We start from the raw sequence: 25,022 nt of genomic DNA, 5'->3' as shown, positions 1-25,022 counted from the left end.
CTAATTCTACTAGAGTATTCCATTAATTTATTTTCTATTAGCATATAACCCAACAGTTAGAAATATTATAGCTATAAAAATATTTAGTCCTATTTTAGGTTCAAGACCATACCTTAATCTAAAAAGATAAAAGTCTCCAAGGACTTTCCAATTAGGCATCCAATTTAGTAAATAATATAGTATTGGAACTAAGTATACCCCTATTAAATTAGAACTAATACCAAATGCAAAAAAACCTAACGACCCTAACAATAACCCTAATGAAAATGATTGAAAGAAATATAATGCCATTTCCACTTGGGAGTCTGTAATTTTTATTAATGCAATAAATAAAAAGGTAAGCATTCCATAGATAAATATTCTTAATATTAGCCTTATTAAATAAGTTGTAAGAATACCGGTTGACTTTGAGCGTATAACATCCTCTATTCCATAATCCATTTCATATTGAAAGCATGGAGAAATTAATATTATTCCCATTAACGGCAAAAATCTTTCCACAATCATAATCACTATATCCTTCTTTAACTCCACCAGTCCAAATAGCACAAATATTAATAAATACACAATAAAAGAGGTAATAATCGGACCATAGGTATGATGTTTAATCTCATTTTTTATTATTTTTCTTGCTGCTTCCACTATAAATCTCCCCTTTTCTCTTTTTATTGTATATTTTTATAGATATTAGAACTAGAATTGCACTTATTGTTATATAAATTCCACGATTTAATAGGACTATATGAATATTATTTAGATAAACTTTCGTATCACCTAAAATGTTGTGTCTTAGGAATAACTGAAAACCATATCCACCCCGCATGTTAGCTTCGCTTCCAAACATGGCTATAAACCACCAGCCTAACATAGCTATAATTCCTACAGGAGAATTTGTTAATATTGTTGTAAACATACCAACTGACAAAACTACCATTAAAGTTGGTATCAGCCAAAGGAAAGAATATTTATAAAAGGCAAAAGGGTCAGTGTTTTCTATTCCGTTTACACCTATAATTTTTATATTATAGAAAGTTGCCATAAGCATAATAATAAATGTAAATAATATAAGCATTGCAAAAAATCTTGATAATATAAGCTTAGATGAAGATGCTTTTTTTGAATACAGTGTATGACTTATATTTGTTTTTCTGTCCTGATACCAAAATGCTACCACTAAAAATATAGGTAAAAATCCAACTGCTATTCCTGCATAATCACAAAATAGCCTGGCAAAAGCACCGGTTATTTTATCTTTGTAAAGCATATCGTTGTATTCCTGTAAAGCTTCTTCATAACTCTTAGGAATTCTCCCAAACCTTGAAGCAATGAGTCTTTTTGAATAAGGACTGCCTCCTCCAAGTAATTGGTCTACTTTATCCATTAAATTTAAATAATCATCATCAGTTATATTGTTTTTGGTGGAATTTACCACTTCATCTACCTCTTCAGGGAACAATACCTTATCCCCTTCTATGGCACTATGGCCAGATTCTGAAAAACTTTGAATAGATTTAATTTTTTCAATTGACATGCCTGTTAGGGCTGATAAAAGCTTCTCCATTGCCTCATTTTTCTTTGTATTCAATTCTATATTTCTATAAAATCCATAAGGATAAGTAGTATATCTATTGTTTGAGTACTCTGCTAATAAATTTACTAAGGATTGCTGACGAATTACACTCATGTCCTCTGTGATAGATGTTCCATAACTTTCTTGTCCCGGGACCGGTTTTTTTATGCTCCACCCGGATGCATCCCCTGAAAATTGAGAGTTAACAAAAAGAAACAGTACTATACTAACAATCCAAAAGAATGGATTTTTTAAACATCGTCTGATTTCCAATATAAAAAGTCTCATTATTTGGTTCCTCCTATATCATAGAGTAAGTTTAAATATCCATCTTCAATGGTAGGATTTACCGGCACAAATTTGTCATCCGGTTTTCCTTTAAAAAGCAATTTCATTTCTACATAATCTCCAAAATCCTTTTGTGCAGTTATTACATACCGATTCTTAAAATCATAAATTTGAGATTTTGGTACTTTTACCTCATAGGTAAATCCTTTAGCAGAATCTACAATTTCCTTTGTAGTTCCATCAAATATGATTTTTCCATTGTTTAAAACGGATAATCGGTTACAGGTCATTTCTATATCTCCAACGATATGAGTAGATAAAATAACTATCTTATCTTCAGCTAAATTAGACAATAGATTCCTAAATCGAATTCTTTCTTCAGGATCAAGTCCGGCTGTAGGTTCGTCAACAATTAATACCTTTGGATTATGAAGTATTGCTTGAGCAATACCTAATCTTCTTTTCATTCCTCCGGATAAAGTCTTTATCTTCAAATTCCTGTCCTCTTTAAGATTTACAATTTCTAAAATCTCTTCTATTCTCTTCCTCAACACTTTAGACCTCATTTCCGATAATGTTCCTAAATAGTCCAAAGCCTCATCCACTTTCATATTAGGATACATATTAAATTCCTGCGGTAAATACCCAATTATAGAGCGTATATCTTTTTTGTTCTCACTTAAAATACCACATATGCTTATTTCCCCGGATTTGATGGGAACCAGCCCAACTAATGCCTTCATCAAGGTAGATTTGCCGGCTCCGTTTCTTCCTAAAAGGCCAAACATACCCCTATCTATTGTTAGAGATACATCAAATAATACTTGTTTATTTCCATAGCTAACATTTAAATTTTTTATTTCAATTCTTTCTGACATAAAAATACACTCTCCTTTTCTTTAAGAAGAGTGTAACAAATAATTTTCAATTCTTTTTCAAGTTCTATAAATTAATTATCATTTCTACCAATGCTCCATTATTGTGATTTTTTATTATTAATTCTCCACCATGCTTCTTTAGTATATGTTTTGTTATATTTAGACCTAATCCCATATTTTCGGACTGTGAATTCTCTGAATAGAATTTTTGAGTTGCATACTTAAGGGCTTCTCCGCTAAATCCTTTGCCATCATCTTTGATGGATATTAACATTTTTTTATCCTTTACTTCTATATTTATATAGATATTTGAATTTGCATAGGTTAATGCATTATTTAATACATTCTCAAAGCCTTCTTCTATGTGATGTGTATCAATATTTATGATTATATCTTCTTTAGGAATAATCCAATGGATATGTTTATTGGAATTTAACATTTTAACATTATTCTTTAATGTTTCAATAAAATCCAAAATATGAATAGACTTTTTGTTTATTTTTAATTGATCCATAGACTGCAGATAATTAACACGATCTAAATATTTTTCTATCCGAATTAAATTCTTCTTTATAGACTGTATAGTTTCTGATTTTATATTGTTATCACTTTCTATATCTATCATTTCTAATATATCTACGTTGCCCTTTACTATAGCTAGAGGATTTTTCATATCATGGCTCATAGATGACACCATGTGATTAAAAGCATCATATTGATTCCAAACCTTAATCTTTTCTTCCTGCAGGCTTTTCATCTCATTGGTAATCTTTTTACATGCAAATATAAGCTCATTGTCTCCATCAGGTATATCATCAATATTATCTTCTCTGATATTACAAATATAATTAATTGGCTCCCGTAATTTATGTAAATAATATATATAAAATCCAATTAAAGAGAATAATATGCTATGGATAATTACAGCAAGGTCTTTATAAAGAAACAGCACTTTATACATATAGTTTTTAAAACCGGATAAATTCTGTTTTGATGGAGTATAATATTCTCTTCCATCTATAATATCACTTCTAATATATTTATTTATACTTTTGAACTCATAGTTTTCAATCAAAATGGAAGTTATCTTAGCCAGAGCAATACCTAATATCAGAAATATTAATAAATAAATAACAAAACTCTTTTTTAGACTCCATTTTGATGAAAGATTTTTTTACCAACCCATTTGTACCTTACTCCCCAAACAGTTTGTATATACTCTTTATCTGTAAACTCTGATATTTTAGCCCGAATTTTTCGAATATGCTCAGCCACTACAGAATTATCTCCCATTGCCTCATAACCCCATAAAGATATATATATCTTTTCACGGTCAAAAACCATTTTAGGATGGGATGAAAGCAGCTCAATTATATCAAATTCCGTCTTAGTGAAGATTATTTCTTTCCCTTTATAATGAACAGTTCTTGAGCTATAGTCAATTATAAGTTGTGATGATTTATTAGCTGCTGCCATTCCTTTTCGTTCTTCTCTTTGCAAATGAGAGTAGACTCGGGCATATAGCTCATTTAAGGAAAATGGCTTTACAATATAGTCATCCCCGCCTATCATTAATCCCTTAACTCTATCGGTTTCAGAGCCTCTTGCAGTTAAAAACAGTATTGGGGAAGTTGTTTTATTACGAATCTCTTTACATACTCCAAATCCATCAATCCCCGGCATATTTATATCTAAAAGTATGATATCAGGATTTTCTTCTAACTTGTCCAAAATTCCTTCACCACTATATGCTTCAATAGTATCAAAGTCCTTTAACCTAAAAAAATTCCTCAACATATTTACCATATCTAATTCATCATCAATAATTAAAATTTTCTTTTTCATATATATCACCAGTTTAAGTATATCTTATAAATTCCAAGATTTTATCAACTTAATACATTTTAGTTTTCATATACTAGGGCTCAATATATGTTGTTATCTGTAAATTTTTATCTCTGAAATACAAGTATCATTATATTTATTACCCGGGTAGACTTCTAAAATTGTTATTATTATATTCTTAACATCTATAACTTTTTCAAAATCAATTATCTGATAATCAAAAATTCCATCTTCAAGGGATTTTTCAATTGTTTTTTCTCCCGAAGCATGAATTCTACCAATTTTCCCATATAGATTTACCAGATATCTTTGCCTTATCTCCAGATCTATAATTTCATCAGTATAATAATCTCCTATTAATTCCCTAACCTTTGTAAAAGTGTCGTATTCCCCTTTGATTTCCCCTACATCAATACCATCATATTTCCCAATTATTTTGTTGGATAATGTATATTGATCAGTGATTTTATCAGCAAGTGTATCAGCAAACAGTATAAATTCTTTGATATCATCTAAAGTAAAATCAGAACCCGTTTCTATATTTTCTATAGAAATATTGGTGTTATCTTCATCAATTTCTACCTGATTTATTTCATTATTACATCCATTTAAAATTAATATAATTAAAATTAGTAAACTACTAAATGATATTTTTATTCTCAACATATTTTCTCCTTTTTGTTGCTATTTTCTTTTCACATAAGTAAAACACTAAAAAATTTTCAAAATCTATTATAGTATAGCCAATGAGATAGTCAAAATCAAAGTATTTATGAGTAAGAAATAGTTCACTCATTGCTATACCTTCTTGTGCTCATCAATCAATCTTTTTAACTCTTCGGCTTGATGATTAGTTAATTTTTTACCACTGATAAAAGATGCTAGAAATTTTGGCAGTGACCCTCCAAAGGTATCCTCTACAAAACGAATACTTTGCTTGGCATAATATTCATCCTTTGAAATCAGAGATGAAACCACAGCATTTTTATTTTGAAAAATGCCTTTTTCACATAGCTTTTTAAGTACTGTATATGTTGTGGACTTTTTCCAATTCATTTCTTTTTCACATAGCTTGACAAGATTGCCTGAGCCAATCGGCTCGTTCTGCCAGATTAATTCTGCAAACTTTTCTTCACTTTCTGTAAGTTTGTATTCTTTCATAACAAACCTCCTTAGTCTATAAGACACCGACTTATGTACAATCTATACTACATAGACTGATTCAGAACCATTACTATAGCTGGCTCCACCTCTATCAATATTACTTGATTCGTTTTCCATCTCCTTATTGCTATTAAATAAATAAATATCTATTGCTTCATCGTCTATTATCATTCTCTTCCTTATAGTTGGAATGAAGTCCTTTGCAACATCAATAATTTCATAACTATACCCCTTTTTCTTCATGACCTTTTTAAATTGCTCAATACCAAATTTCGGAGCATTTGTATTCCACGCATAAGGCTAAACATGCTCTCAAAGGAGAATGGAATTAAAAGGCGAAAAGCAACCACACCCCATAAGGCTCATATTTAAAACAGTAAGAAACATTTCACTCATTGCTGCACTCCCTGGTCTATTTGATATAGACTTTGTATTATAAGTCTATATCAAATAGACCAAATTGTCTAGGTATTTATAAAATTTGCTGGTCTAATTGGAAAAACACATGGTAATTGGTTGTTTGTAAAATATCTATGGGTAAGTGACATAACATTGGAAGTGCTATTTTAAAATCAGGTTAAAATTTCTCATGCCGATAATTTCAGGATTAAGCAGCTTCACCATTTCCTCTACGCTTAACAGCAGTTTGATTGGACTTGCCTTCTTTCAATCTCATCAAGTTCATATCTGACTTTTTCATCTGAAAAACAATGATATTCTATATGCTTTTCTCGCTGCAATCTTCCAATTAAGATAAATGACGGTATTTTCATTTTTTCACATAATTCCTTGATTGTTGAAAGCGAAAAATCCCCAGACTTAACAAGTTTTTTGTATATAATCGGATCTATCAAAAAATCTGCTGCAAATTTATCTGCTTTAATTTCGGTTTCATTTTCAACTCCTTCGTAATCAATCAAACGATCTTTTATGTCACCATTTATTATATGCCCAATTTCATGGAAAAAAGTAAACCAAAAAACATCTGCAAATTTTCTTCGTAAAGTCATTATAAGACTTAGTGTACCATCACTATCTTTCTTAATCACACCTTGAACAGGTGCTCCTGTAAAATGCTTGACTATAGCAAATTTAATCCCACATTCAGCTAGATATTCTTTCAACTTGATATGAATTGTTTCAATATCTTCAAATGTAAGGGCTCTGATTAAATGAAGCTTCTCTTTTAATAACTCAATATTCAACTCAACATCTAATTGCTGACTTTTTGTGATTAAATCAATAATTCTAAGCCAAGTAAATAGAATATCTGCCTCAATATTATCAGAGGATGATAAACGGTAAGCACCTAACTGTGAGATTTCACTAATATGAGTCAGCTTGCTTATATTTAATAGCTTTCTCCATTCAATAACTAAAAGTGAACCTTCTATATCAGAAGCAATTAGACCAATTTCTTTAGCATAATCTGTTAGCTTTTTTATTTTTTGCAGAATATTAATTTCTTCACTAGATATTTCATTTAACTCCTCATAATCTGCCAATTCCTTTTCATAGTTAGACTGGAGATTTATCCAGAAGCTTGCATCAACCCCCAATGCATATTCTAGTTTTTTTGCAAATGAAACAGATATAGGTTTTTTACCTTTGACAATATTACTGATATAGGGTTCTGTTACGCTTGTTCGTATAGCTAACTCTCGTTGACTCATTTCTTTATCTTCCAACATTTCTTTTAAAGTTTCTCCCGGATGTATAATAAGATCAGGAGATAAACCAATTAATTTTTCCGCCATGATAATCCACCACTCCCTTAATAATTACTGTTTCACATTTTTTTAGCTCTTCAGGCTCTAAGTTTATTGAATCTGGCTTGATTACAAGTCTAACATTGCCAGTTATGCTAATCCCATAATATCCTTTCAAATTTCCAGTTAACGGGTGGGGTTTCCCTAGCCCGGTCATTAGATAAATACTATAGTTAGGAGACGCTTTTAGCTGATCTAATCTTTTCTTGATAGTTTTTGTTTTTTCATATCCAATTTTCTTTTTCATTAATTCAAAATTAGTAAAAATTTCTTTAACAGAATCATTCTCATATTCAAATAGCACCTATAATAATCCCCCTCAATTAAATTAACCTTTTAGTTAACTTAACTTTTTGGTTAATTATATTATATAATAGTTTGCCCTTTCTCGCAATAAAAATATCAAATTTTTTTGAAAAATTTCTTTTATTAAAAAGCTAAAAGCCTTTTTTTATCATAAACAGAGTTTTCTAAACCACCTTTTCAGATTGCTCGGTTAAGAGCCATAATAGTAGCAACAGCTCCATCAATTTAGTAAAAACTTTTATTGTAAAATTGAGCACTTATGCAATTAAACATAAATATTATTAAAAGTTATCACTAAGCTAATCTATCAACAAGTTTGAATTACTTCTTACCAACTCCTGCCAACGTTTATTTTTTTCATATAGCCATATGTTTCTTTATCACAGAAATTAGTCAGCAAGTTCTTACGCAGTTCTGTAATAAATTTTTCATCTAGTTCTTTAAATTCCATATGCTCATATAAGGGGGCCTTTGTAAAAGCAGATATTTTATCAACACTAGCAAGCATTCTCTCCATCGTTTCTATAGTTGCTTCCACATCTTTCTCTGCTGTTGCCAAGTCAAGTCTACACGATGCCTCATAGTATTCGCCCATTTCAAAAATCTTTGCTAATTCTCTTTGCTTCTCAACAAGTATAAAGGCTTTTTCCCTGTCTTTATCCTGCATAGCTAATACATACATACTTTGAAATACCATACTCATCATTTGATAACCCGAAAACAGTAATTCTTCATATGCCTTATAGGCATCATTCACCCGATTTGTATTGCTATAAATAAATGCTTGTTTTCTCTTTCTCTCCGGATCCTGGCTAGAAAAATATTTCAGATACTCCTCTGCTTTCTCGTACTGTTTCTTCCTTGAATAAAATCCAAATAACGAATCAGCTGCTCTATTCCTAATATTTTCATCCTCGCTATCTAATGCACGTACATACCAATCGTTTATATAAGCTTCATATTTCTCTGAATCCGGAATGTTTTTTGCTAAACGCCATGCATCAAAAATCAGTGCCATTTGCCAAACTAACTGTTCACAATTAGGATATTGCTCGATTTTCCCTTTTGCCCACTGAAATGCCTCTTCATAGGTTTCGTTTTTTAATTTGGCGTCAACTTCATGAACAATACTGTTTATCTCTTCTACTGTAAGCTCTTCTTGAAAAGACAGTAGAGTATCCAGAGTAATGTTGAGCAATCTGGCAATAGGAGCCAATAACATAATATCGGGCTGTGAAATTCCATTTTCCCACTTATTAACTGCCGGAGCTGTGACTCCAAGGCGATTTGCTATTTCCTCCTGAGTCATATTTTTTCTTTTTCTGTACTTTCGTATTACTTCACCTATCTGCATGTAAATAACCTCCTGATTCTGTTATGATAAGCACTGGCATTTGCTACTTTAATCATAACAAGAATCATCATATCTAACAATTGAATATACGTTAATGTTTGTGTCAAGTAAAAGTGTGCAACTTTTCTATCTTTCCTGAAAACAATTTAATTTGACTTTTTAAACAGGCTAAACAGGCTTTGCTCCGTTAAAATTTATTTAGTAATACATCAAAAATATAATTACTTTTTTTTGCTTCAAAACCACACCAATTTAAAGTGGCAAGGTCCAACAAACTCCTTATATAGGCTTCTAATAGCCAATTTAACCCTACAAAAGCCCTCACACAGTTTTCTTTTTCTAACAAGCTCAAGCAAATTCATTTTAGCGATAAGTTAAACTATTAAAATCCTGTATATTAAAAATATTACGGATGGCTCGTCTACCATTTGTCATTTTGCAACCAGTGAAGGGAATAGTACCTAGATTTCTGTATTCTAACCCTTGGGGTGGTGTGGGTATATCTAGTTCTTTTTTATCTTTGTAACTGATGATGCCATCTTCGTTATTTCTGATATAGGTTTCAAGGTTGTTTAGTTTTTTAATCTCACTAATAAGCCCACCACATTCATATCTCAATTCCTCTATTTTCTCGTACACCCTATCAAATTGACCAGTTTTAAGCCACCTTTTGATATGATATCTTGCTTTTTTATCAGATACATTTCTTACTATGCTTTGAGAAAGATGATATGGGTCAAGCTGAAAAACCCCTGTTTCTGGGTCATGAGCATGCTTAATCCATGCGGCCGCCCCATCCCCATTTAAAATACGATATTTTATTTCATCCACATTATATTTAGTTGCAACCTTAGCCTCTCTTAGCTCTTGAAATTCACTAGGTTTATGATATCCAGCATAAACCATCTTGCCAATTGTTTTATATTCTTGCGAAGATGGGTACCTTGGAGCCCATCCTTCATAAGCTATGCCTATTTTTAGTTCTTTACGACCATTTCCCCTCTTCTTTCTACTTCTACCTTGCATGGATAACCAAACACCATCTGCTTCTTCAAAAAGAACAGGTACCTCTTTAGTGCCATTTAACTGGTGATTTTTATAAGCCTTAATTTCTTCATATTCAGCTTTCTTTTGCCTTTGCCCCGCAGTTTGAATTACATCCCAGACCCCCTGATGGCTTATTGTTTGGTTTGTTAACTCCGAAATAGTTTGAGCCACCTGACGGTAAGATTTTTGGCAGCTAAGTTCTAATATTTTTTCTGCTAAATTAGGAGATATCAACCCTATTGTTTCAAAACCAAGGAATTGGTCAAGTAAATACATATGCTGAACTTGACCATTTTCATCTGTTTTTCTATAAACATTTCTTTTTACAGTAACTTCACCCATTAAAGTTTTCAAAGTAGTTATTTTTTTACCTCCATGCCGTAATTCCTTTTTGTTTCTATTCTCGGCAAGCTGTTTGTCTGTTTGCTCAAGAAACTCTTGTAGAAAGCCTTTGGCTATTTTACACCCATTTCAAAAAAAAATCTTTCTAAATCCTTGAATGTTATTTCTTTTTGATTTAAAATATTCATATCACGTCACCTCATTTGATGGTATTTTCAACTAATCAATATACAGGAAAGACGTGATTATGGGAAGGGGTTTTTTAACTTCTTCCCATATTTTTTTGAAAAATTGCATACTTTAATTTTACTCTAAGTTTGTAAATTTGACAAAAAAGTTTCATAGCTTTCTTGACTGCATACATATTATGTTATATAATCCTATCTTTGACACTTGTGAGACAATAAAACTCTGGTAAACCTAGTGATACAGGCATTCCAGAGTTTTTGTGTTTTTTAGAAAGTGCGTAATATTTAATTCTTTTTCATATTTTTGATAATATTTTTCATTACTTTGTTACTAACAATTTCAGTATCAGTTCTAAAACCGAATGCATCATGTAAAGCGTCCGTAAAATCAGTTCTGGTATATGTTGGAACATATCCTTCGGTAGGGATGTGATAAAAATTCATATTCCTTAAGCCACTTGTAATCTCATGGCAAGTGAACTTTTCACCTAGGATTTTTTCGAGGTATCTATATACAACTAGTGCAAGAAAACATGTAGTAAAATGCGCCTGTATCCTATCGTCTCTGCTTAAATAGACAGGTCTAGCCTTAAATTCATATTTCATGATTTTAAAACATTCTTCAATTTCCCAACGTCTGTGATTGATCTTTGTGATAGTTGTAGCATCGTCTTCAAGGTTTGTACATACTGCATAGAATCCATCGTACATTTCTTCATTTGCTACGGCATCTCTATCTAGGCTATATATCACCTTATCAGCTATTTCACCATCCTTAGTAATATTGGTTGATGAGATAAAGCGTTTATAGTCATTTTGATTCTTCTTAGTTATATCTGAAGGCCTGGTCTCAACTAATTTAGTTGCGCGGTCTAATTGCTTGCTTCTAATCTGTCTTTGATAATCTCTGTATTTCAAAGAATAAGTGACAATAAGTTTTTGTTCCAAACCATCTTCTTTTATCCAACGTTCTTTGTAAAAAGTATCTGATTTGTGCTTTTCATAGAGTTCTTCGTCTTTATCCAATAAACTAATGTCATATGAATCATTGCCATCATGAATATGCCAACCTGTGGGAGCAAGAGCCCATTGCTTTAAGTGTTTTTTCAGCTTTTTTACAGATTGGGTAGTTATGAATGCTCTTCCATCCCTGTTGTTAAACTTGCGATTCTCTGTTGATGATAAACCAGCATCGGTACACACAATAAATTTCGATAGCTCAAAATCTTTGAGAATCTTTTTCTCTAATGGTTTAAGTGTTGTCTGCTCATTTGTATTGCCACTATGGATACTGAATGCAAGAGGGATGCCATCACCATCCATGAATAATCCCATTCCCACAATTGGATTAGGCTTATGATCCTTACCAAAGCCATATTGCTTAAGACCGTCTTCCTCCTCAATTTCAAAGAAGTAGTTAGTACAATCATAGTAAAGAATGTGGTCGTTTCTTTTAGAAACAGATAAACTGTTTTCATAAAGTTTTGACTGAATGAAATCTGTTTCTTTAGAGACTACCTCTAAAGCTCTGTATATCTGATGCAATTCAAAATCAGGTTGTTCTAACAGGCAGCTTGATTCCTGACATGTATTAAGTTTTGAGGAGGGAAAAAGGATTCTTCCATAAATCAGCCTTGAAAGAATGGAATCTAGATTATATGTAAATTTATACTTAGTAGAAATGTCTTTACAAATCTTGTGTAATCCTAACTGATGATATATTTGTTGTAGAAACAAATAACCACCATTAAAAGATTTCTGCACTCCCTTTTCAATTTGTCTTGACTGGCTATACTTTACAATAACATTTCTGGATTGCTCTTTTTCTTTCTTATTTAGTTCATCAACATATTTTTTTGCCCATTCAATGGGGTCTTGGCCGTTTAATTTTTTTTCTAATTCTTTTACTGTGCCAAGCTTTTCTACAACCTTGGATGAACGTACACCATTTTCATAGGTAGACTTTATTACATAAAGTGAAGTTGAATTTTTAGATTTTGATATTGATAATCTCATAGGGCCACCTCCTTAAATTCCTTATATTATATCATATTACCAAATATTACGCAATACCTAAATAGAAAATTTGACAAAAAAAATAAAGCCCTATAAGGCTTTCAGCGATTTTTTAATTATCTAAGTGTCAAAGGTTAGCGTAAAGTTATTGTAGGGAATGAGACATAAAATACCATATAAAATTGAAAAGAAGATGACATCCTGTTAAGATATTAATACAAAAAAAATCTAACAGAAAGGATGACATCTTCTATGTATAATAGTATACAACATTTTAATGAATTTGGGGCAAAAAGAATTGAAAAAAAGATAAAAAATTTTATTGAAGAAGGAAAAGACTTAGCTGATCTTATTCTTGGTCTGAAAGAAGATTTATTTAAACTTGGACGCGATATACTTAAAGAAGTGCTTGAAGATATGGATGAATATTTACGTAACTGTGAAATAAGGAAACAGTATTGGGAAATTATAAGAAAAGATAAAACATCTATTTTAACGACATTTGGAACACTAAGTTATAACAGGACATATTTTAAGCATAAGGAAAATGGTAATAGACAACACCTGGTCGACAGGATTGTAGGTGTAGAACCACATGACAGAGTAAGTGCCGATGTTGTAATTAATGCAATAGAAGAAGCAGCTGACAGCAGCTACAGAAAGGCAGGAGAAAAGGCGACATATATTGATGAAATCAGCAAACAAGCTGTGATGAATAAAATACATAATATTGAAATAGTTGAGCCTGAAATAAAAGTAGATAAAAAGAGAAAAGTAAAAATATTGTATGTTGAGGCAGACGAGGATCATGTAGCATTACAACAAAAAAGTATATTGAGACAGAATGAGAAGGGCAAGAGAAATACAATTATGCCAAAACTTGTATATGTGCATGAGGGAATTGACTTTGAAAAAAGTAATAAGAAGAGAAAAGTATTAAAGAATGTTCGATATTTTGGGGGTGTGTATAATAATTCAGAAAATTTGTGGCTTGAAGTATCGGAATACATATATAAACAATATGACGTTGATTTTTTAGAGACGGTGTATATATTAGGAGATGGGGCGTCATGGATAAGGCAAGGAGTTAACTGGCTTTCAAAAAGTAAATTTGTACTTGATAGATACCATCTTCAAAAATACGTAAGAGTTGCAACCACACATTTAAATGATGAAGCAATAAGCCAAGATTTACAGGACGCATTGAATTTATCTGATAAAAAAAAGCTAACAAAGGTTTTTAAAAAGATAATCGAAAAGACAGGCGATAATGAAAGTAAAATAAAGGCTATAAAAAATGCAAAGCGATATATTTTAAATAATTGGGATGGTATAGAAATAAGGTCAAACAGAGGAATAGTGGGTTGTAGTGCTGAAGGTCATGTGAGTCATGTATTTTCATCCCGTTTAAGTTCAAGACCTAAAGGCTGGTCGAGAAAAGGTGTAGAAAAGATGTCAAAGCTGATAATATACAAGAAGAATGGCGGTAAGGTATATGACATAGTTATGGCACAAAAACAAAAAAAGTTAGCAGCTAGTAGGCAAGAAATTCAGGAAAAATTAATTAAGGAATTAAAGAAGTCATCAAACAGGTATGAGAGTGTATGGAATAGTAATTTAACTGTTATTCATAAGGGGTGTAAAACTGGTTTATATAAAGAATTAAGGCGTATTATAGGTATATGCGGATAGGGATGAGGTAATAATAAAGCAAAAATTACGGGAAAGTTTACAAGTAAGCCTATCCAATAGGAATTATACATATCTAAAAAAAGACAAAGAAAAAGAAAAAACATAAAAAAAGAAAAAGAAAAGAAAAAAGCAAAACTTTAGTACCATGACCCGCGAAGCCCTACTACTTGTCAAGGCCGGGCTTTGCCCGCTTGTTTTAGCCTTGACAAAATGGAAAATGGTACAATAGAAATACTTTTTTCTTTTAAAAGTAGCGTTAAAATGTGAAGGAACATAGATAACAAAATGTACTGATTTGTGACAATCATTGAGTAAAATGGATTCTTTATAGGAAGAAAGAGTTATATGGTATAATAGAGAATAAGTTAGAGGAGTTATAAAAGAAAATAATTAGCTCAGCATGCAAATTATGCAAAATACTCTCGTTACTAAGAGACCGTTATTTGAAATAGTTGTATAAAAAATGGGATGCCATCTACTTTTCTTTTTCCTACAATAAATTGACGCTATCAATTCCAATATAAACCTTGCAACTGAATAGCTAATAATATATATATATATTGTGCCTATAACAGGTCCTTTTTTCCGCAAGTATATAAGAAGTACGGCTGCCAATATGAAATTAAAAACAGCCTCAGTTAATTGAACTGGAAATAGACCTATGTTATTGGGGGCAAAAAGATTATTGTGATATACTATACAAAAAATCCCACTATATTTTACACCATAACAGCATCCTGTCAAGTGGCAGCCAATACGTCCAAAAGCATGAGCCAATGGAATGCATGGCACCACAACTCTAATAATTTTAAGAACATCTAATTTATGTACTTTTCTGACTACAGGCAAAGCTACAATGCCATTAATCAACCCACCAAAAAATACAAAGCCGCCTGACATTAAATTATTAAGATAGTCAGGCTCCATAATCCTTGAGCAATCAATTTGGTCTGCAATAACAATTAAGTATAAAACTTTTGCTCCTAATAAGGCAAAACCACCTACATAAGCGAAAAGTATTATAAAGTCTTCAAAAAGTATATTATACCTTTTAGTTAATACAAATCCCAAGGCACCTGCCATTAATATTGCCAATACCAACATAAATCCATAGTAGGGTATGAATATATTACCAATATAAAAACCACTTAACATCTAAACTACCTCATTCCTGATTTTGTCTGTTATGAAATACAATATACTATCATAGGCAGTAAAAAAAGGAAGCATATAACACACTTCCTTTTCTATTTAAGAAAGACTAAAATTTAGATAACACTAAATAAAATTAAGATCCAGTACTTGATAATCCAGCAATGCATGCAGCACATGCTATGTATAAAACTGCACTTAGTATTAAGCCTACAATTGAAAGTACTAAGCCAGCTGTTGCAATGCCTTTGCTATCCGGATTTTTTCTGCCTAAAGCGCCAAGAACAATACCAATGATACCCAGGATAATTCCAAGCTAACCTAGGGCACCTGCACTAAATAAACCTATTAGTGTTGAAAGAATACCTAATACTAATGACGCAACTCCCATTTTTTCCTCCTTAAGCTCATAGATTTTTATAGTTTATAAATTCATATGTAGCTTTATTGAATTCTTGTTAGTAAACTACTTTTATGTATGCATCTTGTGTATATTTCACTATAAATTTCTAATATAAAGGAGCTAGCAGGTTCTAACACCGGCTAAAGCAGCCTGTTCCCTTACATAATTTGCTGCCTTTTTATAGCTTTCAAAATCAGGCAGATGTTCTACAAACAATGTTGTATCTGGCCCTAGTGACTCACATAATCTGGCAACTTTCTGATAATTTATCCTTCCTTTTCCCGGCATAACTTCACAGATTACCGTAGTATAGGAATACTCCATAATTACATCTTTACCATGTATGCTTTTAATATACCTGCCAAGTTTAGTAAAGCATTCTTCAATAAATTCATCACAGAAGAGATATCTTTTAGGACAATTTATCATATTAACAAAGTCTAAATGCACTCCAAAAGCTTTTCTATCTACATCTTTAATCAATTGAAGGTATTCATCCGGTGAATCAGGTACCATCCAAGGCATGGTCTCTATCGCATAAAAGGTCCGCTTTGGCTTTACGGCATCAATAATCTCTCTTATTGAATCAACAATCAATGCATAGGTATCCTTTGAATAATTTTCTTTATAAAAACCATCCCAAATTTCTCCTCTGCTTCCTGTTATGTTTACACAGCAATTTGCACCCAGCTCTTCTGCCAATTCCAATTGATTTTTACAATACTCCATTGCTTCCTTTCGTTCATCTTCATTTATGGAAATAACATTTTTCCAGGCACCAACTTCGCCAATTACTAAATCGTGTTCCCGGACACATTGCAGGTAAGCCTGCCTCTCTTCCTTGCTTGCGCGGTAATCAATAGGCGCCAGAACTGTCCTGTATCCCAATTCTTTTACTAATTTATACCATTCTTCCGGATTGCTATAGGGTTTTTCTATTCCTCCACCAATTCTCAAAACTATCTCTCCTTTATAAATATATTTTATGCTTTAATTAAAGTTGCTATTCCCACTTGTAATTCATTATGTCTTTCTGTATTTTAACAGCAAATATACCAAAAATATCATTTCCATCTTCTATAGTTATATATTCTTATAATTATGGCTAGTGTATTCTCTTATATAATTTATTTAACTACATATTATAAACTCTATTATTATAGATTATTTCTTTCCCTTTATAATGAACAGTTCTTGAGCTATAGTCAATTATAAGTTGTGATAATTTATTATTTGCTGCTATTTCTTTTCGTTCATCTCTTTGCAAATGAGAGTAGACTCGGGCATATAGCTCATTTAAGGAAAATGGCTTTACAATATAGTCATCCCCGCCTATCATTAATTCCTTAACCCTATCGGTTTCAGAGCCTCTTGCAGTTAAAAACAGTATTGGGGAAGTTGTTTATTACGAATCTCTTTACATACTCCAAATCCATCTATCCCCGGCATATTTATATCTAAAAGTATGATATCAGGATTTTCTTCTAACTTGTCCAAAATTCCTTAAATACGGTTTTAATTCCTTCTATTGGATTCCCAAAAGGTATGCCAAAAATTCCTATATAATTATGTCCTGTTGGGTCATAGTACATTATAGGGTTATAAGCGCAGTAAGCATACAAGTTAAGTGACAACGGATCCATTGGGTCTCCCCTGTATGTATCCTCCTGCAAGAACCTTGCTATCTTTGGATCATACATTCTTGCATTGAGATAATACAGCCCTGTCTCTTCATCATACTGATATCCTGCATAAGTTATATTGTTGTTTACATCTCCTGTAGACTCCAATATATTGCCAAATGCATCGTAGTAGTATGTTGCAGCCACTTCTCCCGTTGCCGCATTAACCAATGCCGTAACGTCTGCATGACCGTTGTACATGTAGTAGTATGACTCACCGTCAACAGTCCTCATAAGCAGATTTATTCCATAGAGGTTTCTGGCAATTTGATTTCCGCTTCCGTTTCCCTCTAAGATTACCTTGTCATACTCATATAAATATCTTGTCAAAGAACCGTTTACTGATTTTGCTACCCTTAAACCTTCACCATTGTAAGTGTTTATAACGGTTTTCCCACCGGCCACGGTTTTAATTAACTGATTCTTTTCATCATAGGTATTGCTCTGTACATTGCTGCCATTTGTTGTAGCTGCAAGCTGGTTACCGTTATTGTCATATGTATATACTGTCGTTTCCGTTACACTTCCGTTAACTCTTGTAACTACCCTTATTAAACGATTTTGTTCGTTGTTTTCATAAGTATTAACTATTGTTTCTCCGTTATACCTAATTGTTTCGGTTTACTTTTTGGTAAAACTTTCCACACTGCTAAACTCTGAATCACGGCCTCTACTACCATATTTGTCAAGGTCTTCCAATGAAGTTTGCAGTTCTCCCTCACTATTATATAACTTCATGTCTTTTACATCTGAAACACCCTCTAATACAATTATATAACCTTTATCCCCTGTAACTGTTTCCTTTATGGATTCTCCGTTTTCAAATTCAGTTATAATATAATCAAAAGAAACTTCTTTTGATTCATCCGTCCCCGGAAGCCATGTCCTGTCTCCCAGTACACCGAACAAAATTGTGTTATTTTTATAGACTACGCTATTTATGACAAAAGCCATACTCATTGGAATATCTCCAAATACCGTCTTTGAAACTGTATACCTATCATCAGTTTTTTGTAATAAATGCAATTCACTTTGAGGGTGTCCTTCCCCATCATAACATTTAGCAAGAACAAGATATTTATCCCCAAATGCCTTTATTTTATAAATGGTTACTTCAAATTCTCTTACATTATTAGAACTAAGATTAAGATCAGTCACAATAATATAATTATCCCTTTGAACTGCTTCATATCCCTCCCTATAAGCCAGCCTTTTTTGATAATAGTCCATTACAGCCTCTTTAATTTCTTGTTCAATAAAATTATCATCTCTTTCACCTGTAGTCTCATTGCAGCTTATACATAAACCCATAATACCTAAGAGTAAAACTACAAGTATTAATGAAATTATACCTTTTTTCTTTTTACGCAAATCAAATAAAATTGCAAATCTTTTTTCAAGCATCTTCTTTCCTCCTCCAAAATACGTTGAAAACACTGTCTTTCTTCTATTCCCTTTATAAACTGACATAAGTATTGCCTCGCTGTAATCTTTGCGATAATCTACGTTTTGATTCTCAACCACTGCAGCATCACAAGACAATTCTATATCTTTGTTTGCTTCCACCGACATAATATGTACTAAAGGATTAAACCAATGAGCTGCCCTGGCAAATAAAATCACTGTCTTGTATAAAATATCCCTGCGTTTTATATGAATAACTTCATGGCGAAGTATCATTTGTAAATGTTCCTTTGTAAAATCTATATCCGGCAATAAAAGAATTGGATTCCAAAAACCTAGAACCATAGGGCTTTTAATTGCATTGCACATCATTATAGGTACATTTTTATTAACATCCATATCTTCCAACACTCTTCTGTAAGTGTCCAATAGTTCCTCATTTGTAGCATGCCATGAGGAAAATTTTATTTTCCTGCGGTATGAAAAATATATAATCAGATGGTATGATAAAAATAAAATACCGCCTAATATCCATACGATGCTTAATATTTTTATTGTGTTAAAACCGTCAGGGACAGGTACTTTATGATGTGTGGTTTCATTATTAGAAAACACCGGGGAATTTTCAGTATAATTTTTGTCACCGGAACTCTCAGAATTCTCATCTATTGTATTTTTATCCGGCCTTCCCTCAATTTCATACGATCTTCCCTCTATTTCTTTATCTTCCTCAATTGATAGCCGTACACTTTGATGGTGATTAACGCTGTTTATAGTTTTTGTGGTCTCAGATTGATACAGCTGTATGGGAGCATCAGGCAATGAAATGTTGAAAGGTATCAGAAGTCGTATTGTCAAAACCAACCACACCCAATATCTCCACTTAGCGGTATAGTTTTTGTCCAAAAGTTTTGAAAAAACAAGCAATAGTACAATTATAACAGACACAGTCAGGGTGATTTCCACAATGGTTTGAAAAAGCATTTCAACCACTTACTACACCTCCCCCTTTGATTTTTCTTCAATAAACTGCTTTAATTCTTCTAAGTCTTCATCGCTGATTATCTGATCTTGATACAATGCTGCCACCATATTTTTTATGGAGTTATTGTAAAACTTTTTTAAAAAATTTTCGTTTTTTAATTTCATGTAATCCTCTTCCATCACCAAAGGGGTATAGATATTGCTTTTGCCCTGGCTCTCACATTTTAAAAAACCTTTATCAACTAATCTGGCAAGAAAATTTAGCACAGTGGTTTTTGCCCAGTCTTTCTCACTCATTGCTTCCCTCACATAATTAGAATTAACCGGTCCATCGGCTCTCCATATAACCAGCATAATCTCCAATTCACTTTCAGACAGCCTTTTCATGCTCATTCTCCTCCTTATATGTTCAATCTTTAAAGTGTTTTCAGCACTGCTAAAAACCATGTCCTGTCATTTAGTACACTAAATAATATAGAGTTTTTTCTTTCGCTCTACATATGCAGAACATCATTTTAATTGTATTCTACATCTGTAGAACATAATTGTCAAGGGAATATTTTATAAATTTTCATATATGTGATTATAGGCGGGTTTTGGTCTGCGGGTACCAACCTTGATTGCTGTTTCTTCATCCTTGGATAAATGCACATACAACCTGCTCTTTGGTATTAATCCCTGCACATCAATGGAACTTACGTATTTCTCTCCTGTACCGTGCCATAATATCTCCGGCGGAATAACCTCATCCAACTCCACATCTTTCTCTGTCTTAAACCTATTCTATCCCCAGTAACCTATACCATTAAGGATTCACTTTCCTATCAGGTAAAAGCATATGAATTGCCTCTTATACTTTTGGGTTACAATAGGTTTCTCTGAGTACTTGAATAATCTTTTTAATCCTGTCATCCTTTATATGATAAACGTTCTGAAGACCGTATTTGTTAGAGTCTAAAATACCGTGTGCCTTTAGCATGGCTAAATTTTGAGATAAAGCCGATTGAGATATAACAGGTATTTTTTCGTGTATTTCACTAACATTCATTGGTCTTTCTATCAAATAGCATAATATCATTAATCTATGCTGATTTGCCATAACTTTAAGCAATTCAGCTATTTCTTTTGCTTGCTGCTCCATTTTGATTCACCATCCTTCTGTACTTTAGCATGCTTATCCCTTGAGTCATTGTACCCATGGGACAATAAACGCACCATGAGCGGGGTTTGAAGAAAAACATTGTTAAAAGTTCCAAAATTGTAGACGTAAGCATAACACTGTAAAATCCAAAAGCAAATTGGGTGTCAGTGGTAAAATTTAATTGGTTCTTTCCAGGGTTAATTGAATTAAATGACAATATATGATAAAATAAATGAAAATTAAACAAAAGAAAAGAGGATTATATTCCATGGATGAATTTATTAAACAATTAGACCCAAACTTAGACTATATTAGTCATGAAATAAAAGATGGCAAATGCTATATAACAGTAACTTCCAATCGAAAAGAAGTAACATGCCCATTTTGTGGCTGGCCATCATCCAGAATACATTCCACATATAACAGAACCTTTCAGGACCTTCCAGTACAAGGTAATAAGGTATTTATTATTATACGTAACAGAAAATTTTTTTGTGATAATTCTGATTGTAATCATACTACCTTTGCAGAAAGGTTTGATTTTATCTCCTATAAAGCGAAGAAAACCCGCCGTCTTGAGGATGAAATTGTGCGACTATCAATAAATTGCAGTTCCATTACAGCATCAAAAATACTAAAGGAAAATGTTGTGGATATTGGTAAAAGTACAGTTTGTAATCTTTTAAAAAAAAGAAACACCGGTAATTGATAAAAAGACTATAACAGCTGTTTGTATTGATGATTTTGCTATTAAAAAGCGTAGAAGCTATGGAACAATTATGGTAGACATTTTTACGCATCAAATACTTGATATGATTGACTCAAGGGATTATGAGACTGTTTGTGAGTGGTTAAAATCATATCCAAATCTTCGTATAATATCAAGAGATGGGTCTGTCACCTATAATAATGCAATTACAGGTGCACACCCGGAAGCTTTACAAATAAGTGACCGTTTTCATTTGCTAAAGAATTTGACTTCCTATGTAACAGAGTATCTAAAAAAGAGATTAAAACCGCAAGTTTCAATACAATCTGTCAGTCAGGAAATTAAAGAGGTAGAAACAATAAAACAGGCGAATGAGAACAGAAAACTCACATTGAAAGAAAAATATGAAAAGATAAAACAACTTTCATTAGAAGGAAGATGTAAGACAGAAATTTGCCGAAGCTTAAATATGGATATACGAGCTTATGATAAATTAATAGCAATGACCCCTGAAGAAAGGGAAAAGTTGTTCCAGACAAAAAATATGATCATACATGAAGAAAAAGTAAAGCAAAAAATGGAACGTATAAATGAGGTGCGGGAGTTAAAGAGAATAGGTTTGAGTAATATAGAGATATCCAAACGTACCGGACTTGATAGAAAAACAGTTAGAAGATATCTTGATGAAAACTTTAATCCGGTTCATGCTTCCTATGGCAAAAAGAGAAATGGGAAACTGACACCATATATAAAAACGATTGACGAATACCTTGAGAGAGGAATGATGGGTTCATATATTGTGGAAAAGATACATGAAATGGGATATGATGGTTCGTCATCAACTGTGCGGCATTATATGACAGACTGGAAGAAACGGAGAAAAAAATATTACGATAGAAGTAGAGAAGATGGGACAAAAACAGAAATAATAAAAAGAGAAAATATATTTAAGCTATTGTACCACCCAATAGAAAAAGTAAAAATAATCAGTGAGAAACAATTTGAAATGATATGCAAAGAATATCCGTTTTTTGAAAAAATATATAAAATAACATAGGAATTTAAGGATATGCTAACTAATAAAAATATTGAAGCCTTCGATAAATGGATAGAGCGGGCTAAAAATCTAAACATATCGGAAATAAACAGTTTTATAAATGGAGTTGAACGAGATATGGAGGCTGTAAGAAATGCGATAAAATATGAATATAGTAATGGGCTTGTAGAAGGGTGTATTAATAAACTAAAGGTAATAAAACGAATTATGTATGGCCGTTGTAGTTTTGAAACATTAAAAACCAAAATTCTCCAGCTTGAAAAAATGAGGTTATTCAACTAACTATGGAAAGAACCATTTAATTACCCGGTTTCGGGAAAGAAAATTCCCCACCTGTTTATAAACTTTTGCTTGTAGATTAACATTATGTTAATTAAACAAGTGGGAGTTGATTATAAAATGTTGGGGGTAGCAATGCATACAACAATACAAACTTTATCAAAAAAAAGGGTATAACAAAACACAAATTGCAAAAATACTTGAAATTGACAGAAAGACTGTAAGACGGATTCTTAATGAACTTAATGAGAAAGGGTGTGTTGAGAGAAAAGAAACTTGTTCAATACTTGATCCATATAAGGAATATATTCAAATACAAGTAAATAAAGACTTAAAAGCAATGAGAATCTACCAGGACTTAGTACGAGAATTTGGATTTCAGGGCAGTTATGATACTGTAAAAAAATATGTTGTTAAAATAAAAAAATCTCCACCTAAAGCATATATGGTACTACACAGTCTTCCTGGTGAAGAGGCACAAGTGGACTTTGGCTATATAGGCAATATTAAACTGCCAGATGGTAAGTATAAGAAGGCTTGGATTTTTGTAATGGAACTCAGCTATTCCAGATATATGTATGTTCAAATCGTATTTGACCAGAGTGTTTCCACATTCATAGATTGTCACAAAAAGGCGTTTAAATATTTTGGAGGAGTACTGTAGATTTTTATTTTAATTTAGGTTAATATACCCTTATTTTATCACATTAAAATAGGTGAAAAAAATTTTTAACCCTACCGCAATTTGAAAAAATATTTTCACTTTACAGTAGGATTATTTTTTATAATATATTGCGGAGGGTGATGTAAAAATGCAATATATCTTCAATGTTCATGAAGGAATTCATGAATATATTAAACTTGAGAGAAATTATCCTTTTCCACCGCCACCAACTAAAAGATGTCACAATCCAAAATGCAATAAATTAGTTCGTTTCCGTAAACATTATCAAGCTACCGCCAAAACATTTCTTGCAGCATGATTATAACATTAAAATAGGATTTTAAAAAGCGTCTTATGAAAAATTTTTAATGAAATCAACCGCAACACCATATTTTCCTTTACTTGAGCAAATAACTATGGTAACATCCGTGGTAAAGAACAGCCTGACCGGTCATGGCTTCCTAAAAATGCAACAGGAGGTCAGGAATATGTTAAGTGAAGAGGTAAGAAATGCCATTGCGTTAAAAAGATTTTCACTGATAAGTCCGATCCTAAATGGACAAGTGAATAATCGTAAGGACTATTATGCTCAAATTTCATCAAAACCCGTAGAAATGCCACACTATGGCATAAGAAAATATTCACCTAAAACAATAGAGTCCTGGTACTGTGATTACATGCGTGGAGGATTGGATGCATTAAAACCCGGATACCGGAAAGACAGGGGTAATTGTAGAAAAATAGATACAGAACTTGCTGAAAAAATCCTTGAGACGAAAAGAAAATATCCTAAAGCGCCTACTACAATCATCTATGATAAACTAATAAAAAAAGGCATATTAAAAGAAGGGCAAATATCACTTACCACACTATACAGGTTTTTAAAATTTTCAAATCATGAAAGCATTTATGAAACTGAAGAGAAAAAAGAAATTAAAAGATTTGCACATCAATATATAAATGAGTTGTGGTATGGGGATTTAATGTATGGACCTTACATACAGGAAGAGGCATACCTTCCCTGCTCTATACGGACAATGGGAAGATTTACCGTTCACAGCAGTTTGAATTTATGTGCGCGGACGTAG

29 protein-coding genes and 3 pseudogenes are annotated in these 25,022 nt (G+C 32.3%); 7 read left to right on the top strand and 25 right to left on the bottom strand.

Going from position 1 to position 25,022, the window contains the following annotated elements:
- Positions 1-27: 27 nt before the first annotated feature.
- From HVS_RS03015 to HVS_RS02955, 16 genes and pseudogenes are all read right to left on the bottom strand, one after another.
- Entirely contained in the window at positions 28-642 is a 615-nt protein-coding gene (locus tag HVS_RS03015) for a hypothetical protein (protein ID WP_101299091.1), read from the bottom strand.
- Positions 611-1,858, bottom strand: coding sequence for an ABC transporter permease (locus tag HVS_RS03010; RefSeq protein WP_101299089.1), 1,248 nt, complete (start codon positions 1,856-1,858; stop codon positions 611-613). Before HVS_RS03010 ends, HVS_RS03015 begins: the two co-directional genes overlap by 32 nt.
- Positions 1,858-2,736: an ABC transporter ATP-binding protein gene (locus HVS_RS03005; protein WP_101299087.1), complete on the bottom strand. Its 879-nt coding sequence runs from the start codon at positions 2,734-2,736 to the stop codon at positions 1,858-1,860. Before HVS_RS03005 ends, HVS_RS03010 begins: the two co-directional genes overlap by 1 nt.
- 64 nt (positions 2,737-2,800) lie before the next feature.
- Positions 2,801-3,811, bottom strand: coding sequence for a sensor histidine kinase (locus HVS_RS03000; protein ID WP_101299085.1), 1,011 nt, complete (start codon positions 3,809-3,811; stop codon positions 2,801-2,803).
- Between the two features lie 71 nt (positions 3,812-3,882).
- The gene (locus HVS_RS02995; RefSeq protein ID WP_101299083.1) at positions 3,883-4,581 is read right to left on the bottom strand and encodes a response regulator transcription factor; all 699 of its coding nucleotides are present in this window, start codon (positions 4,579-4,581) and stop codon (positions 3,883-3,885) included.
- 93 nt (positions 4,582-4,674) lie between these two features.
- On the bottom strand, positions 4,675-5,244 hold the full coding sequence (locus tag HVS_RS02990) for an NADase-type glycan-binding domain-containing protein (protein WP_101299080.1): 570 nt from the start codon (positions 5,242-5,244) through the stop codon (positions 4,675-4,677).
- Complete coding sequence (locus HVS_RS16410; protein ID WP_159063359.1) at positions 5,222-5,377, bottom strand: hypothetical protein; 156 nt, start codon at positions 5,375-5,377, stop codon at positions 5,222-5,224. Before HVS_RS16410 ends, HVS_RS02990 begins: the two co-directional genes overlap by 23 nt.
- 2 nt (positions 5,378-5,379) lie before the next feature.
- On the bottom strand, positions 5,380-5,742 hold the full coding sequence (locus HVS_RS02985; RefSeq protein WP_101299076.1) for a BlaI/MecI/CopY family transcriptional regulator: 363 nt from the start codon (positions 5,740-5,742) through the stop codon (positions 5,380-5,382).
- A 42-nt stretch (positions 5,743-5,784) separates the two neighbouring features.
- The gene (locus HVS_RS02980) at positions 5,785-5,988 is read right to left on the bottom strand and encodes a hypothetical protein (RefSeq protein ID WP_101299073.1); all 204 of its coding nucleotides are present in this window, start codon (positions 5,986-5,988) and stop codon (positions 5,785-5,787) included.
- Positions 5,989-6,038: 50 nt separating this feature from the next.
- Positions 6,039-6,141: pseudogene (locus HVS_RS17695) on the bottom strand (M56 family metallopeptidase); the annotation flags it as partial.
- A gap of 239 nt (positions 6,142-6,380) precedes the next feature.
- Complete coding sequence (locus HVS_RS02975; protein WP_101299071.1) at positions 6,381-7,502, bottom strand: HigA family addiction module antitoxin; 1,122 nt, start codon at positions 7,500-7,502, stop codon at positions 6,381-6,383.
- Positions 7,471-7,818: a type II toxin-antitoxin system RelE/ParE family toxin gene (locus HVS_RS02970; RefSeq protein ID WP_101299069.1), complete on the bottom strand. Its 348-nt coding sequence runs from the start codon at positions 7,816-7,818 to the stop codon at positions 7,471-7,473. The genes HVS_RS02975 and HVS_RS02970 overlap by 32 nt, the downstream gene beginning before the upstream one ends.
- 330 nt (positions 7,819-8,148) lie before the next feature.
- The gene (locus HVS_RS02965; protein WP_101299066.1) at positions 8,149-9,174 is read right to left on the bottom strand and encodes a helix-turn-helix domain-containing protein; all 1,026 of its coding nucleotides are present in this window, start codon (positions 9,172-9,174) and stop codon (positions 8,149-8,151) included.
- Positions 9,175-9,361: 187 nt separating this feature from the next.
- Positions 9,362-9,520: a hypothetical protein gene (locus HVS_RS16405; RefSeq protein WP_159063358.1), complete on the bottom strand. Its 159-nt coding sequence runs from the start codon at positions 9,518-9,520 to the stop codon at positions 9,362-9,364.
- 17 nt (positions 9,521-9,537) lie between these two features.
- Positions 9,538-10,680, bottom strand: coding sequence for an ISLre2 family transposase (locus HVS_RS02960; protein WP_242971715.1), 1,143 nt, complete (start codon positions 10,678-10,680; stop codon positions 9,538-9,540).
- 356 nt (positions 10,681-11,036) lie between these two features.
- Positions 11,037-12,767: an IS1634 family transposase gene (locus HVS_RS02955; RefSeq protein ID WP_101299064.1), complete on the bottom strand. Its 1,731-nt coding sequence runs from the start codon at positions 12,765-12,767 to the stop codon at positions 11,037-11,039.
- A 252-nt stretch (positions 12,768-13,019) separates the two neighbouring features.
- Between HVS_RS02955 and HVS_RS02950 the strand changes: the two genes are divergently transcribed.
- Positions 13,020-14,459 carry an ISLre2 family transposase gene (locus HVS_RS02950; protein ID WP_242971560.1) on the top strand — a complete coding sequence of 480 codons (1,440 nt, stop codon included), beginning with the start codon at positions 13,020-13,022 and terminating at the stop codon, positions 14,457-14,459.
- Between the two features lie 390 nt (positions 14,460-14,849).
- Here the strand turns inward: HVS_RS02950 and HVS_RS02945 are convergent, their stop codons facing one another.
- The 9 genes and pseudogenes from HVS_RS02945 to HVS_RS16930 all read right to left on the bottom strand — a co-directional run.
- The gene (locus HVS_RS02945) at positions 14,850-15,614 is read right to left on the bottom strand and encodes a prolipoprotein diacylglyceryl transferase (protein WP_101299060.1); all 765 of its coding nucleotides are present in this window, start codon (positions 15,612-15,614) and stop codon (positions 14,850-14,852) included.
- A 520-nt stretch (positions 15,615-16,134) separates the two neighbouring features.
- Positions 16,135-16,971: a sugar phosphate isomerase/epimerase family protein gene (locus HVS_RS02935; protein WP_101299058.1), complete on the bottom strand. Its 837-nt coding sequence runs from the start codon at positions 16,969-16,971 to the stop codon at positions 16,135-16,137.
- 420 nt (positions 16,972-17,391) lie between these two features.
- Positions 17,392-17,511, bottom strand: coding sequence for a response regulator (locus tag HVS_RS16935; RefSeq protein WP_242971655.1), 120 nt, complete (start codon positions 17,509-17,511; stop codon positions 17,392-17,394).
- The gene (locus HVS_RS02925) at positions 17,499-18,101 is read right to left on the bottom strand and encodes an RHS repeat-associated core domain-containing protein (RefSeq protein ID WP_242971654.1); all 603 of its coding nucleotides are present in this window, start codon (positions 18,099-18,101) and stop codon (positions 17,499-17,501) included. The genes HVS_RS16935 and HVS_RS02925 overlap by 13 nt, the downstream gene beginning before the upstream one ends.
- Positions 18,102-18,317: 216 nt before the next feature.
- On the bottom strand, positions 18,318-20,084 hold the full coding sequence (locus HVS_RS02920) for a M56 family metallopeptidase (protein ID WP_235827747.1): 1,767 nt from the start codon (positions 20,082-20,084) through the stop codon (positions 18,318-18,320).
- Positions 20,085-20,096: 12 nt separating this feature from the next.
- Positions 20,097-20,471, bottom strand: coding sequence for a BlaI/MecI/CopY family transcriptional regulator (locus tag HVS_RS02915; RefSeq protein WP_157942961.1), 375 nt, complete (start codon positions 20,469-20,471; stop codon positions 20,097-20,099).
- Positions 20,472-20,645: 174 nt separating this feature from the next.
- Positions 20,646-20,843 (bottom strand): RNA 2'-phosphotransferase, encoded by a 198-nt coding sequence (locus tag HVS_RS02910; protein WP_108593931.1) that lies wholly within the window; start codon positions 20,841-20,843, stop codon positions 20,646-20,648.
- A gap of 91 nt (positions 20,844-20,934) precedes the next feature.
- Positions 20,935-21,225, bottom strand: coding sequence for an ArsR/SmtB family transcription factor (locus HVS_RS02905; RefSeq protein ID WP_101299050.1), 291 nt, complete (start codon positions 21,223-21,225; stop codon positions 20,935-20,937).
- Positions 21,197-21,385: pseudogene (locus HVS_RS16930) on the bottom strand (4Fe-4S binding protein); the annotation flags it as partial. The pseudogene HVS_RS16930 and the gene HVS_RS02905, both read right to left, overlap by 29 nt.
- Positions 21,386-21,493: 108 nt before the next feature.
- Between HVS_RS16930 and HVS_RS02895 the strand changes: the two are divergent.
- The 6 genes and pseudogenes from HVS_RS02895 (at position 21,494) to HVS_RS16920 (ending at position 25,022) form a co-directional block, all read left to right on the top strand.
- Positions 21,494-21,934: a transposase family protein gene (locus tag HVS_RS02895; RefSeq protein WP_159063347.1), complete on the top strand. Its 441-nt coding sequence runs from the start codon at positions 21,494-21,496 to the stop codon at positions 21,932-21,934.
- A 70-nt stretch (positions 21,935-22,004) separates the two neighbouring features.
- Entirely contained in the window at positions 22,005-22,991 is a 987-nt protein-coding gene (locus HVS_RS02890; protein ID WP_242971653.1) for a transposase, read from the top strand.
- 12 nt (positions 22,992-23,003) lie between these two features.
- Positions 23,004-23,273 carry a transposase gene (locus tag HVS_RS16925; protein WP_242971652.1) on the top strand — a complete coding sequence of 90 codons (270 nt, stop codon included), beginning with the start codon at positions 23,004-23,006 and terminating at the stop codon, positions 23,271-23,273.
- A 132-nt stretch (positions 23,274-23,405) separates the two neighbouring features.
- A pseudogene (locus HVS_RS02885) lies at positions 23,406-23,931 on the top strand (IS21 family transposase); the annotation flags it as partial.
- Positions 23,932-24,082: 151 nt separating this feature from the next.
- Complete coding sequence (locus HVS_RS16395; protein WP_157942960.1) at positions 24,083-24,253, top strand: hypothetical protein; 171 nt, start codon at positions 24,083-24,085, stop codon at positions 24,251-24,253.
- Positions 24,254-24,302: 49 nt separating this feature from the next.
- A complete protein-coding gene (locus HVS_RS16920) occupies positions 24,303-25,022 on the top strand; it encodes a hypothetical protein (RefSeq protein WP_235827417.1) in 720 nt (239 codons plus the stop codon).

It is taken from the genome of Acetivibrio saccincola (assembly GCF_002844395.1).
GTDB classification, from domain to species: Bacteria; Bacillota; Clostridia; order Acetivibrionales; family Acetivibrionaceae; genus Herbivorax; species Herbivorax saccincola.
Note: the sequence above shows the minus strand (reverse complement) of the source record. Positions and strands in the feature narration are given on the sequence as shown.

Excerpts from the sequence above, each read along its gene's own strand:
- HVS_RS03010 (WP_101299089.1), bottom strand. The coding sequence starts at position 1,858 with ATGAGACTTTTTATATTGGAAATCAGACGATGTTTAAAAAATCCATTC.
- HVS_RS03005 (WP_101299087.1), bottom strand. The coding sequence starts at position 2,736 with ATGTCAGAAAGAATTGAAATAAAAAATTTAAATGTTAGCTATGGAAAT.
- HVS_RS02995 (WP_101299083.1), bottom strand. The coding sequence starts at position 4,581 with ATGAAAAAGAAAATTTTAATTATTGATGATGAATTAGATATGGTAAAT.
- HVS_RS16410 (WP_159063359.1), bottom strand. The coding sequence starts at position 5,377 with ATGAGTGAACTATTTCTTACTCATAAATACTTTGATTTTGACTATCTC.
- HVS_RS02985 (WP_101299076.1), bottom strand. The coding sequence starts at position 5,742 with ATGAAAGAATACAAACTTACAGAAAGTGAAGAAAAGTTTGCAGAATTA.
- HVS_RS02980 (WP_101299073.1), bottom strand. The coding sequence starts at position 5,988 with ATGAAGAAAAAGGGGTATAGTTATGAAATTATTGATGTTGCAAAGGAC.
- HVS_RS02975 (WP_101299071.1), bottom strand. The coding sequence starts at position 7,502 with ATGGCGGAAAAATTAATTGGTTTATCTCCTGATCTTATTATACATCCG.
- HVS_RS02965 (WP_101299066.1), bottom strand. The coding sequence starts at position 9,174 with ATGCAGATAGGTGAAGTAATACGAAAGTACAGAAAAAGAAAAAATATG.
- HVS_RS02955 (WP_101299064.1), bottom strand. The coding sequence starts at position 12,767 with ATGAGATTATCAATATCAAAATCTAAAAATTCAACTTCACTTTATGTA.
- HVS_RS02950 (WP_242971560.1), top strand. The coding sequence starts at position 13,020 with ATGTATAATAGTATACAACATTTTAATGAATTTGGGGCAAAAAGAATT.
- HVS_RS02945 (WP_101299060.1), bottom strand. The coding sequence starts at position 15,614 with ATGTTAAGTGGTTTTTATATTGGTAATATATTCATACCCTACTATGGA.
- HVS_RS02920 (WP_235827747.1), bottom strand. The coding sequence starts at position 20,084 with ATGCTTTTTCAAACCATTGTGGAAATCACCCTGACTGTGTCTGTTATA.
- HVS_RS02915 (WP_157942961.1), bottom strand. The coding sequence starts at position 20,471 with ATGAAAAGGCTGTCTGAAAGTGAATTGGAGATTATGCTGGTTATATGG.
- HVS_RS02905 (WP_101299050.1), bottom strand. The coding sequence starts at position 21,225 with ATGGAGCAGCAAGCAAAAGAAATAGCTGAATTGCTTAAAGTTATGGCA.
- HVS_RS02895 (WP_159063347.1), top strand. The coding sequence starts at position 21,494 with ATGGATGAATTTATTAAACAATTAGACCCAAACTTAGACTATATTAGT.
- HVS_RS02890 (WP_242971653.1), top strand. The coding sequence starts at position 22,005 with ATGGTAGACATTTTTACGCATCAAATACTTGATATGATTGACTCAAGG.
- HVS_RS16925 (WP_242971652.1), top strand. The coding sequence starts at position 23,004 with ATGCTAACTAATAAAAATATTGAAGCCTTCGATAAATGGATAGAGCGG.
- HVS_RS16395 (WP_157942960.1), top strand. The coding sequence starts at position 24,083 with ATGCAATATATCTTCAATGTTCATGAAGGAATTCATGAATATATTAAA.
- HVS_RS16920 (WP_235827417.1), top strand. The coding sequence starts at position 24,303 with ATGAAATCAACCGCAACACCATATTTTCCTTTACTTGAGCAAATAACT.